General features: G+C 39.2%; 16 protein-coding genes and 1 pseudogene. 14 read left to right on the forward strand and 3 right to left on the reverse strand.

The window, feature by feature from the left end; genetic code table 11:
- The first annotated feature begins 6 nt into the window (after window positions 1-6).
- The 4 genes and pseudogenes from ACS604_RS00300 to ACS604_RS00315 all read left to right on the forward strand — a co-directional run.
- Window positions 7-828, forward strand: a complete 822-nt coding sequence (locus tag ACS604_RS00300) for an ABC transporter ATP-binding protein (RefSeq protein ID WP_474769425.1) — start codon at window positions 7-9, stop codon at window positions 826-828.
- Entirely contained in the window at window positions 821-1,615 is a 795-nt protein-coding gene (locus ACS604_RS00305) for an ABC transporter permease (RefSeq protein WP_002113674.1), read from the forward strand. The genes ACS604_RS00300 and ACS604_RS00305 overlap by 8 nt, the downstream gene beginning before the upstream one ends.
- Window positions 1,612-3,081 carry an amidohydrolase family protein gene (locus ACS604_RS00310; RefSeq protein ID WP_474769426.1) on the forward strand — a complete coding sequence of 490 codons (1,470 nt, stop codon included), beginning with the start codon at window positions 1,612-1,614 and terminating at the stop codon, window positions 3,079-3,081. The genes ACS604_RS00305 and ACS604_RS00310 overlap by 4 nt, the downstream gene beginning before the upstream one ends.
- Before the next feature lie 40 nt (window positions 3,082-3,121).
- Window positions 3,122-3,196: pseudogene (locus ACS604_RS00315) on the forward strand (hypothetical protein); the annotation flags it as partial.
- A gap of 334 nt (window positions 3,197-3,530) precedes the next feature.
- Here the strand turns inward: ACS604_RS00315 and ACS604_RS00320 are convergent.
- Complete coding sequence (locus ACS604_RS00320) at window positions 3,531-4,271, reverse strand: SDR family NAD(P)-dependent oxidoreductase (protein WP_474769427.1); 741 nt, start codon at window positions 4,269-4,271, stop codon at window positions 3,531-3,533.
- A 190-nt stretch (window positions 4,272-4,461) separates the two neighbouring features.
- Between ACS604_RS00320 and ACS604_RS00325 the strand changes: the two genes are divergently transcribed.
- The 5 genes from ACS604_RS00325 to ACS604_RS00345 all read left to right on the forward strand — a co-directional run bounded on the left by ACS604_RS00325 (window position 4,462) and on the right by ACS604_RS00345 (window position 10,670).
- Window positions 4,462-5,268: an IclR family transcriptional regulator domain-containing protein gene (locus tag ACS604_RS00325; protein ID WP_474769428.1), complete on the forward strand. Its 807-nt coding sequence runs from the start codon at window positions 4,462-4,464 to the stop codon at window positions 5,266-5,268.
- A gap of 311 nt (window positions 5,269-5,579) precedes the next feature.
- Entirely contained in the window at window positions 5,580-7,364 is a 1,785-nt protein-coding gene (locus tag ACS604_RS00330; protein WP_474769429.1) for an FAD-dependent oxidoreductase, read from the forward strand.
- Window positions 7,354-7,686: an NIPSNAP family protein gene (locus ACS604_RS00335; RefSeq protein WP_081173719.1), complete on the forward strand. Its 333-nt coding sequence runs from the start codon at window positions 7,354-7,356 to the stop codon at window positions 7,684-7,686. The genes ACS604_RS00330 and ACS604_RS00335 overlap by 11 nt, the downstream gene beginning before the upstream one ends.
- An 86-nt stretch (window positions 7,687-7,772) precedes the next feature.
- Window positions 7,773-9,125 carry an MFS transporter gene (locus ACS604_RS00340; RefSeq protein ID WP_474769430.1) on the forward strand — a complete coding sequence of 451 codons (1,353 nt, stop codon included), beginning with the start codon at window positions 7,773-7,775 and terminating at the stop codon, window positions 9,123-9,125.
- Window positions 9,126-9,335: 210 nt separating this feature from the next.
- Window positions 9,336-10,670 (forward strand): carbohydrate porin, encoded by a 1,335-nt coding sequence (locus tag ACS604_RS00345; protein WP_474770329.1) that lies wholly within the window; start codon window positions 9,336-9,338, stop codon window positions 10,668-10,670.
- A gap of 38 nt (window positions 10,671-10,708) precedes the next feature.
- Here the strand turns inward: ACS604_RS00345 and ACS604_RS00350 are convergent, their stop codons facing one another.
- Window positions 10,709-11,326 carry a TetR/AcrR family transcriptional regulator gene (locus ACS604_RS00350; RefSeq protein ID WP_474769432.1) on the reverse strand — a complete coding sequence of 206 codons (618 nt, stop codon included), beginning with the start codon at window positions 11,324-11,326 and terminating at the stop codon, window positions 10,709-10,711.
- Window positions 11,327-11,427: 101 nt separating this feature from the next.
- On the opposite strand from ACS604_RS00350, the gene ACS604_RS00355 reads away from it, so the two are divergent.
- Complete coding sequence (locus tag ACS604_RS00355) at window positions 11,428-12,636, forward strand: MFS transporter (protein ID WP_474769433.1); 1,209 nt, start codon at window positions 11,428-11,430, stop codon at window positions 12,634-12,636.
- 88 nt (window positions 12,637-12,724) lie between these two features.
- Here the strand turns inward: ACS604_RS00355 and ACS604_RS00360 are convergent, their stop codons facing one another.
- The gene (locus ACS604_RS00360) at window positions 12,725-13,495 is read right to left on the reverse strand and encodes an IclR family transcriptional regulator (protein WP_174765151.1); all 771 of its coding nucleotides are present in this window, start codon (window positions 13,493-13,495) and stop codon (window positions 12,725-12,727) included.
- A gap of 209 nt (window positions 13,496-13,704) precedes the next feature.
- On the opposite strand from ACS604_RS00360, the gene ACS604_RS00365 reads away from it, so the two are divergent.
- The 4 genes from ACS604_RS00365 to ACS604_RS00380 are packed head-to-tail and all read left to right on the forward strand — an operon-like array spanning window position 13,705 to window position 18,511.
- Window positions 13,705-15,060: an MFS transporter gene (locus ACS604_RS00365; protein WP_474769434.1), complete on the forward strand. Its 1,356-nt coding sequence runs from the start codon at window positions 13,705-13,707 to the stop codon at window positions 15,058-15,060.
- 37 nt (window positions 15,061-15,097) lie between these two features.
- Complete coding sequence (locus tag ACS604_RS00370) at window positions 15,098-15,913, forward strand: shikimate dehydrogenase family protein (RefSeq protein ID WP_474769435.1); 816 nt, start codon at window positions 15,098-15,100, stop codon at window positions 15,911-15,913.
- The gene (locus ACS604_RS00375; RefSeq protein WP_474769436.1) at window positions 15,903-16,730 is read left to right on the forward strand and encodes a sugar phosphate isomerase/epimerase family protein; all 828 of its coding nucleotides are present in this window, start codon (window positions 15,903-15,905) and stop codon (window positions 16,728-16,730) included. Before ACS604_RS00370 ends, ACS604_RS00375 begins: the two co-directional genes overlap by 11 nt.
- Window positions 16,731-16,735: 5 nt before the next feature.
- Window positions 16,736-18,511 carry an FAD-dependent oxidoreductase gene (locus ACS604_RS00380; RefSeq protein WP_474769437.1) on the forward strand — a complete coding sequence of 592 codons (1,776 nt, stop codon included), beginning with the start codon at window positions 16,736-16,738 and terminating at the stop codon, window positions 18,509-18,511.
- Window positions 18,512-18,514 lie beyond the last annotated feature (3 nt).

Consider the following 18,514-nt stretch of genomic DNA (forward strand, 5'->3'; position numbering starts at 1 on the left):
AACCATATGAATTCTGCTTTAACAATTGATACACCTATACATGAATCTTCAAATTTTATTACGCCCATGATTATGGTCCGAGGGGTGGAGAAGACCTATCCAAATGGCACTAATGCTTTACAACGTTTGGATTTAAATATTGCACGTGGTGAGATTGTTTCATTACTTGGACCATCAGGTTGCGGAAAAAGTACTTTACTGAAAATGTTCGCCGATCTGGAGCAACCTTCTGCGGGACTAGTGCGTTGGAATGGCAAGGCTGAGATTCAATCACAATGCAAAATGGCAATGGTCTTTCAAGAAGCAACGCTGATGCCTTGGGCTAATATTGCAGAAAATGTACGTTTACCTTTGGATTTACAGCATATTTCGAAATCGACTAGCACACCAAAAGTTATGGCTGCGTTAAAGGCAGTTGGTTTAGAAAACTTTAGCAGTGCTTATCCGCGCGAACTTTCGGGTGGTATGCAAATGCGTGCCTCTTTGGCTCGCGCCCTAGTGACTGAACCAGACCTACTATTAATGGATGAGCCTTTTGGGGCTTTAGATGAATTTACTCGCCATAAACTTGATAGTGATATTCGTCAATTATGGTCTGAACGAGATTTAACTGTGGTTTTTGTCACTCATAGTATCTATGAGGCAGTGTATCTATCTTCGCGGGTCATTGTGATGGGGGCACGACCAGGGCGTGTGGTGGCCGATCTAAAAATTGAAGGGCCTTATGTACGTGATGAAGCTTTTCGTAGTTCGGAAGTCTTTATTCAACAATGCTCATATCTATCTCAATTATTAGCTGAGGCAAGTGGAGGACATAGCTATGATTAAACCATTAATGGAACATCCAAAGGTACAACGTATTGCAGCTCCACTAGGGTTAGGTCTGATTTTCCTACTGGTTTGGCAGTTGAGTTTTCAACAGCTTGAAGTACCTGTATATGTCGTGCCAAAACCCAGCGATATTGTTATGGCAATGATTAAAGAGTCCAGTGTGTTATTTGGAAGCCTCTTGATCACGCTAAAAATTACCTTATTGGCTTTTGTCTGCGCTGTGGTTATTGGCACCTTGATCGCTTTTGTCTTTGTACAAAGCCGTGTAGTCGAAGCCTGTTTTATGCCCTACGCCATTTTGTTTCAGGTGACTCCAATTGTCGCTATTGCCCCACTGGTGATTATCTGGATTCAAAATACGACATTAGCATTGGTTGTCTGCGCCATGTTGGTCGCAGTATTTCCGATATTGACCAATACTACTTTAGGTTTACGTAGTGTTAACAAAGGTTTGCTCAATCTCTTCCAGATCAATAAAGCCAGTCGTTGGCAAATTTTAATGCGCTTACGTGTGCCGAATGCTTTGCCTTATTTCTTTGGTGGATTGCGTATTTCCTCTGGCTTGGCACTTATTGGCGCCGTGGTTTCCGAGTTTGTGGCTGGCGCGGGTGGCACTAGTGCAGGTCTGGCTTATCAAATCTTGCAAGCAGGTTTTCAACTCGATTTACCATTAATGTTTGCAGCATTATTCCTTATCACCTGCACAGGCTTGGGTCTATTTGTGCTGATGTCTTTATTAAGTCATTTCTTTTTAAGTAAATGGCATGAGAGTGAACAAGTATGAGTTCTGATCTTTCAACAAATGGTTCTTTAAATCATCGCTATTTAATCAAAAATGCTTATGCCATTTTGACGGGGTTATCGGGGGATGCAGCACGTTCATCATTTACCGATATTCGTATTCAAGAAGGTAAAATTATTGAATTGGGACAACTGACCGCGCAGCCGAATGAACAGATTGTCGATGCGAAAGATTGTGTAATTTATCCAGCATGGGTAAATACTCATCATCATTTATTTCAATCTTTATTGAAAGGCGAGCCACAAGGGTTGAATCAAAACTTAACCTCATGGCTTGCTAGTACGCCATATCGATTTCGTGGTGCATTCGATGAAACCACATTTCGAGTGGCAGTACGCATTGGCTTAATTGAATTATTACGTTCGGGTTGTGCAACGGTGGCGGATCATCATTATTTATACTGGCCACAAATGCCGTTTGATGGTGCCGCGATTTTATTTGATGAAGCTGAAAAATTAGGCATGCGTTTTGTATTATGCCGAGGTGGTGCAACTCTAACGCGTGGCTTGGAAAGTGAACTGCCACAAGCACTGCGTCCAGAGAAATTTGAAGATTATATGGAGGATATCGAGCGTCTAGTACAGCGATATCATCAACCGAGTTCAGATGCATTTCGGAAAATCGTAATGGCACCCACCACAGCTTTGCATTCGACTACGGCACAGCAATTACGGGAAAGTGCCAAGATTGCCAGACAATTAGGTATTCGGATGCATAGCCATTTATCTGAAACAGTGGATTATCTGGATGCAGCTAGAGTCAAATTTGGCATGACACCTGTACAGTTTTGTGCAGAGCAAGATTGGGTAGGAAGCGATGTGTGGTTTGCCCATTTGGTTAAGCTATTACCTGACGAAATCCAGTTGTTGGGTCAAACCCAAACAGGAATTGCACATTGCCCTCAGAGTAATGGACGTTTGGGCAGTGGCATTGCTGATCTGGTCAGTCTAGAGCAGGCAGGTATGACTATTTCGATTGGAGTGGATGGTGCGGGCTCCAATGAAGCTGCAGATATGTTATCTGAAACTCATGCCGCATGGCTGTTACAAAGGGCCAGAAAGGGCATGTCGGCTATACCTCAATATGAGGGCGGATTGTTTGAGGGTGGTGCAGATGCCGCAACTATTGAGGATATTATTCGTTGGGGAACAGTAGGTGGGGCTAAGATTTTAGGTTTAGATCAAGTCGGTTCAATTGAGGTTGGGCAACAGGCAGATTTAGTAGTTTATCAATTGGATGATCCGCGTTATTTCGGCTTGCATGATATGGCGATTGGGCCAGTGGCAAGTGGTGGGCGAGCACATATTAAAGCCATGTTTGTGGCAGGAAAAATGGTGATGGAAAATGATCAGATTCCTGATGTTGATATGATGGAGTTAGCTTGGCAAGCGAAACAATCGGTGAAGCTGTTGCAGCAGCGGAGTATAGAAATGGCGAAAATAGCCTAACCGAAATAACTGATTAGACTATGATCTATTGATAGCTTTAAGTGTATTACCTGAAGCTTTAAAAGACAGCAACCGGTTGCAGATTTTAAGGTTGGTCAATGGTGAGATGACCTGAAAGGTGATCTAAAAATAAAAAAGAGACCAACACATGGTCTCTTTTTATATTCTGAATAATAAATCTATAAGGGAGTAGGCAAATTAAGCACGACTTGAGCATCTTCAATAACATCTAAGCGGAGAATTATCTAGCGTAGTTTTTATATATAAAAAAGGTCAAAGAAGATGAGATATTTGGTATTTTTCTAGATTCTAAAAAACTTATCTAGAGTACTAAACTTGTATAAATAGTTTCTTAAAAGTAAATAAAGATGAAATCCCCTAAAAGTAGTTACTATTGTTTTTAAAACTAATCTAATAGATATCTCTATTAGATTAGTAAAAATATTTTATTAAATAATAGTATATCCACCATCAATTGTAATACATGAGCCATTCATAAAAAGGGCTTCATCGGAAGCTAGAAAAATAGCTAACTCAGCAACTTCAGACGCTTCTCCAAAACGATCCAATGGAATTTTATCAGTCGGACGAGTTTCTAGCATTTTGGCAGTCATTGGCGTACGAATAGTACCTGGGCAAATAGCATTAATTTTGATGCCATGTTTGGCATACACTGCTGCTAGATGTTTTGTATAACCAATTACAGCATGTTTTGAGGCTGTATAAGAAGCGCCTCCCATTTGAGCAACTAGGCCCGCAATAGATGCAATATTGATAATTGCACCAGAACCTTGTTCAATCATTTTTGGTAGAACCAAATTACTTAAATTGAATACGGCTTTTACATTAATGGCGAACATTGCATCCCAAAGTTCTTCGGTCGTATCTAAGCTATTGGTATATTTGTCGAAAATACCTGCATTATTAAGTAGTACATCAATTCGTCCAAACTTCTCTAAAGTGAATTCAACTAACTGTTTGAGCTGATCAAATTGAGTGACATCAACTTGAAAAGCAAAGGCTTCTCCACCTGCAATGATGATCTTCTCGGCAACGTGGTTAGCCTGTTCTAAATTCATGTCGGCAATAATTAATTTTGCTCCTTGTTGTGCAAAAGCAATTGCTTCCGACTCACCCATACCAGAGGCTGCACCTGTGATAATACAGACTTTATTTTGTAGTCTAGACATAATACATTTCCTAAATCCTAAGTTTTGATCTAAGCTCTCTTTGTGAAATAGATGCTTAAATATTGAAGTTCTCCTGTAAGACTTAAAATACGTATTTAGCCAAACGAGCTCTAGATACAATCTGGGAATGAAGACGATATTCAGACATACTGAGCGAATATCGGACAGGGAATTTAGAAAAGGGAAAATGATGAGGGATCAGATTATTCAACATCCGCTCTCAGAAGAGACGATTAAATACGATGACTATATTGCAGGTTTAGCAAAGGGCCTAAATATTCTTGAAGCATTTGGCACAGATCGACAGCGTTTAAATGTTACTCAGGTCGCAGAACGAACTAATATTACTCGTACAGCAGCACGTAGATATCTAAAGACACTTAAGTTTTTAGGTTATCTTGAAACTGATGAATATTATTACTGGTTGACACATAAGGTACTTAAGTTTTCAGGGGCTTTTTTAAGTACAGCACATTTGCCAAAAATATCGCAGTCTGTGTTAAATCATTTATCTGAAAAAACGACATTAGTTTTCTCAGTGGTGGTTCAAGATAATTATGAGGTTGTTCCGATTGCTAGAAGTGTCCCGCAGAACGATCATTTCCGGGTAAGTCCTTTTGGTATCCATCTAGGTAACCGAATTCCTGCTCATGCTTCATCAACGGGTAAAGTTTTATTAGCGCATAAATCCTTAGAAGAGCAGAAAAATTGGATTAAGTTATATGGACTCAAACGATTTACTGCATATACATATACAGAAGAAGCCAGTTTTCTAGCTGCATTACAGACCATTAAGGACAATGGTTATTGTATTTCCGCTGAAGAATATGAGCTGGGTGTAACAGCAATTGCGATACCGATTATTAATCAGACTGGTGATATTATTGCCGGATTAAATGCTGTTGCTCCGATCTCGAAAGTAAATGATAGCTATCTGATTAATACGGTTTTGCCATTATTAAGAGAGGCAGCCAAAGAAATTCGAGACATGATTTAGTTTATTGTTCTGTGGTTTCAATCAAACGTCCTCATTGGGCGTTTTTTTATATTTAAAATAATTTTATCAATATTTTAAGACTATTCATTTTATCTTATATAACCGTTGGGAGAGACGATTCTATAAACAGTGAACGATATAAGATGTGTTTGCGCGATCATCGTTCAATTTAAAAGAAAGTGATCTAGTCGGAACTGTGATAGCCCCGTAGTTTAATAAAAAGAAAAGCGTTCGATACAACACTATCAGGATGGTGTAGCCAGCTATTTTAGGCAAGTGAACGCATGGATCTGTCGCAAGGAGTGACAACAATGAATACCAAATTACCACAACAGCTTGAATGCGATTTGGTTGTAGTGGGTGCAGGTGCAGGCGGTTTGTCGACTGCGATTACTGCTAAGAAAAAAGGCTTAAATGTTATTGTCCTTGAAAAAGACGATGTGTTCGGAGGTACAACAGCTTTTTCTGGTGGAGTACTCTGGGTTCCAGGAAATCACCATGCAAAACAAAATGGTATACAAGATAGCCGTGAAGCAGCATTGACCTATTTAAAGCATGAAACCAAAGAGTTTTTTAATGCTGAGGCTGTAAATGCGTTTTTGGATTATGCACCTGAAATGCTAAATTTTTTCGAACAATACACCTCAGTTAAATTTATTCCGACACTTTATCCAGACTATCATCCAGATGCTCCTGGTGGAGTTGATATTGGTCGCTCTGTACTAGCTGTACCTTATGATATTCGTGGTTTGGGCGATAATATGAAGCGCCTACGTCCACCTCTTAAAACCATTACCTTTATTGGCATGATGTTTAATTCATCTAATGCGGATTTAAAGCATTTTTTTAATGCCACTAAATCGCTTACTTCATTTATCTATGTGGCAAAGCGATTAGCTATTCATTTAAAAGAACTGGTTATCTATGGTCGTGGTACTAATGTCACAAGTGGTAATGCTTTGGCTGCACGTTTGGCTAAATCTGCATTTGATTTAGATATTCCAATCTATACAGAAGCTGAAGTTAAGCAGCTAAATTTTGAAAATGGCAAAGTTGTTGGTGTACAAGTTCAACAACAAGATCAGCACTGCCAGATTAAATCTAAAAACGGAGTCGTGCTGGCATGTGGCGGTTTTTCACATGATATTGCAAGACTCAAACAAGTTTACGCGCACCTGAAACGTGGTGGTGAACACATCTCACCTGTACCAAAGACCAATACAGGAGATGGTTGTCGCCTTGCAGAATCGGTTGGTGGTGTAGTGGATATTCAATATGCGGATTCTGCTGCATGGATGCCTGTGTCAAAAGTCCCTTATACAGATGGCTATGGCGTGTTCCCACATTTATTAGACCGTTATAAGCCTGGAATTATTGGTGTGCTTAAAAACGGTAAACGTTTTACCAATGAATCAAACTCTTATCATGATGTAGGTGCAGATTTATTTAGGGCTTGTGAGGAGTTTGATGAAACAGCCATGTGGTTGATATGTGATCATAAAACGATTAGCAAATACGGTTTAGGTTATGCAAAACCAGCCCCAATGCCACTTTCATCTTTAATCAAAAAAGGCTATCTCTTTAAAGGTAATAGTTTAAAGGAACTGGCACAGCAGGTGGGAATTAATGCTGAGCAGTTGGTTAAAACAGTACAGCGTTATAACGAAGGGGCTGTTAAAGGCCAAGATCCAGAATTCCACCGTGGTTCTACTTCATTTAACCGATATTTGGCCGATCCAGATCACAAACCAAATCCATGTGTAGCACCAATTGAGCAAGGCCCATTTTATGCTGTGAAGGTGTTTATGGGCGATTTAGGAACATTTGACGGAATCAGAACAGCTGTTACTGGTGAAGTTTTAAATCAGTTTCATCAACCCATTCAAGGTTTATTCGCAGTTGGTAATGACCGTGCGAGTATTATGGGTGGAAACTATCCAGGTGCAGGAATTACTTTAGGGCCAATCATGACTTTTGGTTATATCACAGGATCACATATTGCCGATTTAGCTAAAGGAGGCAACGGTTTTATATCATCTAAAAATTCTAATTCTGCCAACTTTCAATCTGTTAAGGAGACTTTTCATGTTTCATAAACCGATTGTTGATCATCGAATTTATAATATTACTCCAAGATGTATGCCTAAATTTCTTGAGGTATTCGATCAGCTGGCGATGCCTATTTTGAAAAAGCACTTGGGTGAGCCACTTGGTTTTTATATTAGTCATATCGGTACGTTAAATCAGGTCGTACATTTGTGGGGTTATGACAGTCTGGATGACTATGAAAAGCGTAGTTATGCCCGAGATACAGATCCTGACTTCCAAATTTATTTGAAAGCCTCTGAAGGTTTAGTGATGTCACAGGTGAATCAAATTTTAAGGCCAGTGAACTTAGCTTCATTAATTAAGCCTTAAACAGCAGTTATTTAAAAATTCCCTTAAGGAACGGTGTTTTGAGAAAAACACTGAGGGAAACTTCGTGCTTTTATAAGGAGAAACTCATGAGCACAAGTCAAATACAAAGGAAAGATGTAAAAAGCATATTAAATGAAAATAAGATGGGTAGACTACAAAAACTCATTCTATTTTTTTGCTTTGCTATTATTGCCCTAGATGGTCTGGATGTCGTAGTCATGGGATTGATTGCTCCTCAGATTATTCAGGAGTGGGGCATTAGTGCACAAGAATTAGCACCAGTTTTAAGTGCAGCATTGGTTGGATTAGCAATAGGTGCACTAGTTTCTGGGCCTTTATCAGATAAATTTGGCCGAAAACCAGTGCTAATTTTAAGCGTACTTGGCTTTGGTATTTTTACTTTGCTGACAGCGTTTTCAACTGATATCACACATCTCTTAATTTATCGCTTTCTTACAGGATTAGGTGCAGGTGCTGCTGCTCCCAATGCAGCAACTTTAGTTTCAGAATATGCAGCAGATCATCGCCGTTCATTTTCAGTTACTGTTGCCTACTGTGGTTTTTCTTTAGGCGCAGCAGCAGGTGGTTTTTTAGCAGCATGGCTGATTCCTGAGTTTGGCTGGCGTAGTATGTTGATATTAGGCGGCGTATTGCCTTTGATTTTAGTACCATTTTTATATTGGAAGATGCCTGAGTCAGTTACATATCTAGTCAAGCAATCGTACTCACAAGATAAAATCAAAGCGATTTTAAAACGCTTATTTCCACAATCCTCTTTTTTAAATCAAGAAATTTATCTGAATGAAGTAAAAACCGAGAAATCTGGTCTAGGTCTGATTTTATCTAGTAAATACCGCTATGGCACGATTATGCTCTGGATCAGTTATTTCATGGCATTATTTTTAATCTATCTATGCAGTAGCTGGTTGCCAACCTTAATTAAGTCTAATCAATTTACGATTTCTCAAGCTGCCATTGTAACCTCGTTCTTTCAAATTGGTGGTCCTGTTGGGAGTATCACTCTTGGCTGGTGTATGGATCATTATCGTCCACGTTTGGTTCTTTTTATTGCCATGTTGATTGGTGCACTTGCAACTTTTGGGTTAGGGCATTTTGGCCATGATATGGTGCTTATGTGTGTTTTTGCATGGATTCTTGGTTTTACCTTTAATGGTGGGGCCGTTGGTTTGAGTGCTTTAGCGACTGGATATTATCCGACTTCTGCTCGCGCAACCGGAGCAAGCTGGATGAATGGTATTGGGCGCTTTGGTGCAATATTAAGTGCGTTCGCTGGAGCTGCAATGATCAGTTCGGGTATGCCATTTTCTATGATGTTCTCATTGTTAATGATTCCTGCTGTACTTTCTGGTTTTGCTGTTTTAATTCAGGGTATTAAAACGAAACAGTCTGTTGTGCAAACTAAAACACAGTTGAGTTAAATCAGTAGTAAAGCAAGTTGATTAACAATTTTAAAATCTATCTTTGCTTCTTAAATATTTTCTATGGCTTTGAATTAGCTTGATCAGCATGCTGGTCAGGTAGGGATAAATACATTTAAAAATGTATAGCAGTTGATTCAGCTGAAATAATTCAAGGCATTATGTTCATAATAAACAATGTGCTAAGGAACAGCATTAATGAAATTTTCTATGACTTCGCTTGCGATGATTTCAACTTTTACATTAGCAAGTAATGCGGTATTCGCCTTCGATCCTTTAGCTCAGGATCAAAAATGGATATTGGGCAATTGGAACGGAAAACGGACTCAACTCGAACAGCAAGGTTATCAATTTACTGCCGCTTTTCAAAATGAAAGTGCTGTTAATTTGATTGGAGGATATGACGATTCACCACGACTATTTAATGCAAACCAATGGACATTTGGTACACGTCTAGATTTAGAGAAAATCACAGGTTGGAAAAATACTCAAGCACAGTTGAGCCTCACGAAACGAGATGGACAACCACTTTCTACTGATCGGATTAGTGATCCTAGAGCACCGCAATTTAGTAGTGCTCTAGAGATTTATGGCCGTGGACAATGGTGGCGTTTAACCAGTGCATGGGTTAAAAAAGGATTTTTGAATAATGATCTACAAATTAAGGTAGGTCGTATGGGGCTTTCAGATGATTTTAATGCATCGCATTGTGAGTTTCAGAACTTAATGTTATGCGGAGGTCAGTTAGGTAAAACAGTAGGAGATATTTGGTTTAATAGTCCTGTAAGCCAATGGGGAATTAACGCCAAATATCAATTTTTACCTTCGCTCTGGTTTGGAACAGGGATTTATGAGGTCAATCCTGAAAATGCTTTAGAGCAACATGGTTTTAATTTGGATATGGATCAACGTAAAGGTATTTTAATTCCTGTGGAACTATCGTGGAAACCCAATCTTGCATTTTTCGATGGCTTAAGTGGTGAATATAAAGTCGGTGCATTTTTGTCAACGGCAGATGCACATAATGTTAGTACAGATGAAAAAGGTAATATTGAGCCAAATGCAGCAGATCGGAAATGGCAAAATAATAAACATAGTGTTTGGCTTAATGCGCAACAACAGGTTTTTGCGTCTGCGGACGACCCTAAGCGTGGTTTATTTATTTCAGCAAACTTTACTTTTAACGATAAATCTACAACTGTTGTTGAAAGCACACAGCAACTAGCGCTTTGGTATAAGGGCATATTCGAGCATCGACCAAATGATACCATTGGTTTAGGTCTGGCTCGTTTTGATGTGAATGATCGTGTCCGAGAACGCCAAAATGCATCTAATCAATTGCTGGGATTAACCGAAGCTGACTATACGAATCCGAAATATACACCGATTCAGCATGACGAATTGAATATTGAATTGAACTATAACTTTCAATGGTCACCTAGTATTGCTTTACGACCAAATATTCAATATGTGCATCAAGCTGGGGGTGTAAAACAAGTGGATGATGCTTGGGTAGCCGGTATGACCATGAAGCTTAATTTTTAAATATGTATAACTAAAAAGGCAAATAGACATTTGCCTTTTTATTTTCCAAACAAGATTTTTAGATTTTCTTGAAAAAGCGTTTCAAGTGATAAAACTTCATTTGGATTCAGGATGCCATTGTGAATCATACCCATCCACATAGGGCTCACAATAAGCAATGCAAATTGCTGTGGGGAAGTCGTGGCTGATAATTCTCCACGTTGAATCGCTAAACTGGTTAATTGCTGAAGCTCATACTGAATAGGTAAAAAAATCTTATTCACGTAAGTTTGACGGATATGCGGAAAATTATTTCCTTCACGTAAAATTAGGAGTGCCATATCAGCACGACCCGTCGTTTCAAGCGTTAAAACGCTGGGAATAATCTTTTTACAAATAAACTCGTAAACGGTTTCATTTTGAGTGATTTCAGAGGCGCGAATAGGACGAAATGAATCGTTGATGAGAGCATCAATTACGGCTTCAAATAGCTGATCTTTAGTTTCAAAATAAGAATAAATTGTACCTTTGCCTAATTCAGCATGTTTAGCAATATCTGAAATTTTTGCTCTTGCAAAACCCACTTCAATAAAATGTTGTAGAGCAGAGTCAATAATTTTCTTTTTAGTTTCTTGCGTCTTTTCTAGACTTGGGCCGCGTGTTTTAGATTTTGTCATATTGAACTAGATTTCATTGTTACCAAGATTATTCTAACATAAATTGACCTATGGGTCATATTTGAATTAAAATCGACTTAAAAGTCACTTTTGGTTGAATTATGCAGACACCAAAGTCCAGTGTTCAATATTGCATCATTAGTTTTGCGCTGTGTCTTGCTGCTTTAAGCACCGCTCTGGCAAGCCCTCTATATGCAATCTATGAACAACAGTGGGGAGTTTCAACATCTCAAATAGGTTATATCTTCATTTCCTATATGTTAGGTGTAGTTTTTTCACTCCTGTTTTTAAATAAACTCAATGCGATTTATCACTATAAAAATGTGATTTTGGTCAGTTTGGCTTTAACCATTTTAGGTTTAATGTTGTCTGCATTGGCAAGTTCTGTTTGGTTACTGGGCTTTTCAAGGTTTCTGATTGGAATTGCCTCAGGACTTATTACCACAGCTGCTATGGTGGGACTCAAAGACCAATATCCGTTTCGTAATAAGGCATTAGCTGAAAAGCTTACTTCGATAATTACTGTATTGGGTTTTGGTTTGGGACCTTTGATCGGTGGTGTATTGGCTGATCATACCGCGCGACCATTGGCGGATCCTTATTGGATTATTATCTTTTTTTCACTTCTAATATTTATCAGTGTGTTTTGGGTTAAACCCAGATTTAAAATTGAGAAAAAATATCAGTTAAATGAGTTATTAAAGTTACAAGGTTTAGCATTACCACAGATAGTTTCACGTAAAATTTTCTGGGTCTGTAGTGTGGCTGCACTTTGTAGTTTCGGGGCCTTCAGCTTATATGCAGCTTTGGCTGGGACTTTTATTAAAGAATTACCCATTAAATCATCAGCCACCTTAACCGGTGTATCAATTTCAATCATTTTATTTGTGTCAGTGCTGAGTCAATTATTTTGTAAATCGTTTAAAGAATTGCATGTGTTGTATGCAGGACTATTAGCCTTATTGCTTGGAACCATTAGTTTGGTGATGGCAGAAATCGAACACATAGTTTGGTTTTTATTGATCAGTATTTTACTGACGGGTATGGGGCATGGTTTTACACTAAGTGCTGTTTACCACTTTATTGGCAAAATGATGGATCGAGAAAAAAATCCGCTGATCTTTTCTAGTTATTTGTTTATTGCTTATCAAGGTACGATCTGGCCTGTCATCCTTTCCAGTTATTTTATTGAATATTTCGGGGTGGTCATCACATTAGGGCTGATTGCAGCATTATTAATGGTGACTATCGTGTGGTTGATGCATCAACTTAAATTTAAGGTGGCGCCTATATTAGCTTGTCATAAATAACGATTGATCAATTTTTGGAACTTAAAAGTCTGTTTAAAGGGAATTTAGGCAATCGAAATATGATTTTGATTGCCTTAAAAGCTAAAAATTAGATATGGATTAAATTGATGATGGATGCAATTTTTTCGGAAGTCGCCATGAGTGCTGGTGCTAACTCTTCAATACGTTTGGGACTTAAGCGTACAGAAGGTCCTGCAATACTGACTGTGCCAAAAGGCTCACCTGTCTGTGGATTGAGAATGATTTTAGCCATAGCAGACATACCTAGCTCATAGGTATCACTAATCACACCATAACCTCGCTCTCTAGAAGCTTCAATCATTTGCTCTAGTTCAGTAAGGTCTTTTGGTGAGTTTGGTCCAAAGTTTTTGGCTTTATCGAAACCTTCACGCTCCACAATTCGTGAAAAGTCATTTTGATCAAGAGTAGATAAATACGCTAAACCACAAGCTGAAGCTGGTAAATAGGCCACGTTGCCAGAGTCAGGATCATATTTTAGACCTGATTTGGCTCCTTGAGCTTTACCAATCCAGATAATTTTTTCGTCTTCGATTAAACCGAGGCGAACCAGTTCAGAAGAGGTTTCTGCCAGTTCATCAAGATAAGGCTGAAATGTTTCGGTAATCGAACGCGATGACAGAAAACTCAAACCCATTGAGGCAATTTTAAGAGTGAGCTTGTAGTGCTGCGTGATTTCATCTTGATAGATGTATCCCATGTCTTTCATTGCAGTCAGGATGCGATGCATTGCAGACTTTGGGATATCAAGATCAACAGAAAGCTGACTAAGTGCACATCCATCCACTTCTTTTAGTAGTGCTTCGAGGATGAGCAAAGAACGATCGGTATTGCTGAGCATAAAAATCCTAATATTATTTTTTGGAACAGTGTTCCAAAAAAATTAAAAACAGATTATAGTTGTTTTAGATTCTATCTCAAATGCTGTACAGATGAATCATTCAGATACGGAGTTTCCTAATTATTCAGCTTTTGAGAATAAGTAGGGAGCAAAACTGAATAAGCGATGGAAAACGCATATTTGCTGATACACACTAATGGAGTAAGTGTATGACTCAACAGGTAAATTTAAGGGAGTTTATTGATGAAAATCGTATATCCCCAATACAAAAACTAGTCATCTTTTTATGTTTAATGATTGTCGTTGTTGATGGTATCGATATATCAATCATGGGATTTGTAGCTCCCGTCATTAAGCAACAATGGGGAATTACTACAACTGATCTTGCACCCGTAATGAGTGCAGCTTTAATAGGTTTAGCTGTAGGCGCAGTGATTTCAGGGCCTTTGGCAGACAAGTTCGGACGTAAAAAACTACTCATTATTAACTTAATTGGTTTTGGTGTATTTACATTATGTGCAGCAGTTTCTTCCAATGTGACTGAGCTGATGATGTTTCGTTTTATTGCTGGTTTATTTATGGGAGGAGTAATGCCGCAAGCTGTTACGTTGGTAACGGATTACTCACCCATGAAAATGAATGGCCGTATGGTTACCATCATTTTAAGTGGATTCACAATTGGTGCTGCTATTGGAGGCTTTTTGGCTGCTTGGGTGATTCCACATTTTAACTGGCATGCCATGATGATTATTGGTGGAGTTCTTCCACTTATTCTAGCTGTTATCGCAGTATTTAAACTACCTGAATCTATTGGTTATAAAGTCCTGAAGGAACATCCAAAAGTAGAGATTGATGCCATTATCCATAAAATGGCACCAGATTTTGATACAACTGACACTGTTTTTGTTTTACCTAAAGCAAAAACCAATACGGTCGATAATCCAGTAAAAGCAGTCCTCAGTCCTTTTTATTTTCTAGGGAGCTTTTTGCTTTGGTGGAGCTATGCATCTGGTTTGTTTGTGGTGTATTTACTTGGAAGTTGGTTACCAATGATGAGCCATGAATTTGGTTTCAGCATTAGTGAAGCTTCAATTATTACTGCGATTTATCAGCTAGGGGGCCCTGTGGGTTGTATCGCATGTGGTTATTTGATGGACAAGTTGAATCCACACCTTGGTTTAGTGATTGCATATCTTTTAGCGATTGGCTTCATGTTCTTTCTAGGTGCAGTGGGCCATAACTTTGTAATGTATAGCATGATGTGTTTCTTCATCGGTATGTGGATGAATGGTGCGAATGCAGGTCTGAACAGTGTTTCAAGTTCATTCTATCCAGTTTTTGCTCGTGCAACAGGAAACAGCTGGATGCATGGTATAGGCCGATTAGGAGCTGTGGGTAGCGCATTTGCCGGAGCATATTTTTTAAGCCTAGGTTGGGAGACAAGCAAAATTTTCCTTGTACTTTGCCTACCAACCGCCGGGATGGTCGCAGCATTAATTATTATGAAACTGGTTTATTCACCAACAAAGATACGTCAGCACGAACTTAAAAAAGTTCAAATCTAAAATTTTCTAACTCATCGATTTTTAAGGAGATTGAATAATGGATATTCAATTGAATGGATCAACTCGTCTTTATTTTGTGGTCGGACATCCGATTGTACAGGTCAAATCACCTGAGGGTGTAACGATGGAACTGCTTAAAAAGGATCTAAATGCGATTGTTATACCTGCTGATGTAGCACCAGAACACTTCCCGAATTTTGTTCAGCAAAATTTGTATTTAAATAATAGTGACGGCTTGATTGTCACTGTACCCCATAAAATTTCGGCTTTGAATTGCTGCCAAAAATTAACTTCACGCGCACAGTTCATTGGGGCGGTAAATACGATTCGTCGCTGTAAAGAAGGGTGGGAAGGAGACATGCTTGATGGTAAGGGTATGGTACAAGCGATACGAAATAAGTTAATCGAGCTAAAAGATAAACGTGCCATTTTGGCGGGAGCTGGTGGAGCAGGTAAAGCGATTGCTTATGAACTACTTCTTGCTGAGGTAGCAGAACTAGCAATTTTTGATGTAGATCAAACGCGTCAACAACAACTGGTTGAACAACTTCAACAACTAGGTAAAGGCAAAGTTGTTGCACATAACAATGATCCAACAGGATTCGACGTTGTGGTCAATGCGACACCTATGGGAATGAATGGCGATCCTTCAGCAGCTTTTCAATTAGAAAAAATAACTGCACAAATGTCGGTTGCAGATGTTGTGACTAGTCCTGAAAACACACCATTTATTCAACATGCATCGACTTTGGGATGTAACTCAGTCAAAGGAACGGACATGTTTATTGAGGTTCGCGACTTAATGATTGCTTATTTACTTGAGAAAGAGCAGGAGCAACAAGATGTCGCGTGAATATTCACTTTCATTTTTGACCGTTGCAGATGTGAGTCCTGTAGAAGCAGTCAAAATTGCAGCAAAGTGTGGTTATGCAGCGGTGGGCTTACGCCTGCTGCCAGCAGCACCTAATGAGGTAGATTATCCAATTTTAAATGATAGCAAGCTGATTAAGGAAACAAGGGCTGCTTTGGATGACACAGGTATTCGTATTGCTGATGTTGAAATTGTACGAATTAGTTCTGACTTTGAACCAGATACATATTTACAGTTTTTAAGTACTGCTGAGCAGCTCGGTGCTAGGCATATTTTAGTTGCAGGAAATGATCCTGAGCAGTCACGACTGATACATCACTTCGCACAATTTTGTGAATTAAGTAAACAGTTTGGCTTGAGTTGTGACCTAGAGTTCATGCCGTGGACTAATGTGAAAAATTTGGCGCAGGCTGAATATATCGTAAATCAATCAGGGCAAGAAAATGCCGCCATTTTAATTGATGCATTACATTTTGACCGATCAGATTCAACACTTGAGCAAGTCAAAGCACTTGATCCAAAGCAATTGAACTATGTTCAGCTTTGCGATGGTCTTGCTGAATATGATCCGAGTGATGAAGGCTTAATTAAGATTGCACGTTCTAATCGATTAGTACCAGGGCAAGGCGAAATTGATCTTATAGGGTTAATTCGTGCTTTGCCTAAAGAAATTATGTTAGCTGCAGAAGTCCCCAATTTAGTACTAGCTGAACGTCCTGCTCTCGAACGCGCTGAAATTAATTTACAAGCAATGAAGCAGCTCGTTGCGCTCGATCAATTGGGCACTGTTACGGGGTAAGAAGTATGAACGCAAAAACCCAACAACCATTTCAGATGATTCCGATGCCAATTCGTGAATGCTACGAATGTGATGTTTTAGTCATTGGCTCAGGTGCAGGTGGGCTTTCAAGCGCCGTGACCGCAGCATTTGAAGGATTAAAGGTTATTGTCGCAGAGAAAGCATCCGTATTTGGTGGAACTACTGCTGTATCGGGAGGATGGTTATGGATTCCTAATACACCTCATGCTGTACGTGAAGGGCAAGCCGAACCAATTGAGATACCTAAGCTATATTTAAAAAATATTTTGGGTGAAAAGTATGATGAAACTAAAATCCATACTTATTTAACTCAAGCACCAAAAATGGTGGAATTTTTCGAAGCCAAAACTGAGGTTAAGTTTAATATTGGTGCCGCAGTACCTGACTTTTTCAATATTGAAGGTGCTAGGGTTGGGTGGCGTTCGATTGTTGCTGCACCTTACGATGGCCGTTTACTTGGTCAGAAACTAAATATCCTACGTCCGCCAATTCCTGAAACTACGCTTTGGGGAATGGGTATCGCTTCTGGCGCAGATATGAAGCATTTCATTAATACTTTTTATGCAATTCCATCCTTTATCTATGCGACCAAACGAGTATTACGACATTTTTTTGATCTAATTTTTACTAAGCGCTCCACTCAAATTGTGAATGGTAATGCTTTGGTAGCTCGCTTACTCAAATCTGCACTCGATTACAAAGTAAAACTATTGGCAAATCATGCCATGACTGAATTAGTTGAAGAAAATGGTCGAGTAATTGGAGCATTATTTAAAACACCAGCTGGCATCGTCAAGATAATAGCAAAACATGGCGTGATACTAGCGACTGGTGGTTTTCCGCATGATGAAAAACGTAAGCAAGCTTTATTCAAACATGTGAGTGAAGGAACACCCCATCATTCAGCTGCTCCCGAAACAAATATAGGTGATGGCTTAAGTGTGGCAGAAGCAATTGGTGCAACTGTTGACCAAACCTTGCTTTGGTCTGGCGCATGGGCACCTGTTTCACTAATGCCACGTTCAGATGGAACTTTAGGTCGTTTTCCACATTTGGTTGAACGAGGTAAACCAGGATTAATTGCAGTTTTAAAAAATGGATGCCGTTTCACAAATGAAGGTGATTCCTATCCTGCATTTATTAAAGATTTATTCAATCATACACCGCAAGGCGAACAAGCACATTGCTGGTTGATTTGTGATCATAAGTTTATTCGCCGTTATGGTTTAGGTGCTGTTAAACCTTTTCCAATTTCTCTAAAGCCTTGGCTAGATAATGGTTACTTAAAACAAGGACACACTATTCAAGAGCTGGCTGTGGCATGCGGTATAGATCCAGTTCAGTTTTTAAAAACAGTAGAGCAGTACAACCAATATGCCTATTTAGGCCAAGACCCAGAGTTTCAACGTGGTACTACTCCTTATCAAAAAGCGCAGGGTGATGCCGATCATCATCCGAACCCATGTATTGCTCCAATTGAAAATGGACCATTTTATGCAGTTGAAGTGGTGCCAGGAAGTCTAGGGACATTTGCAGGACTGGTTACAGATGAATATGCCCAAGTTCTAAATAAAGCAGGGCAACCGATTAATGGATTATTTGCGGCTGGAAATGATCTCAATAGCATCATGGGGGGCCAATATCCGAGTGGTGGAATTACCTTAGGTCCAGCCATGACATTTGGTTATCTTGCTGCAAAAAAAATTGCTGAACAAGCTCGAACTGAAACAGCAGCGTTTATGCCGAATAAGCAAGATTAAGGA

It is taken from the genome of Acinetobacter sp. Li1LvA2 (assembly GCF_056156705.1).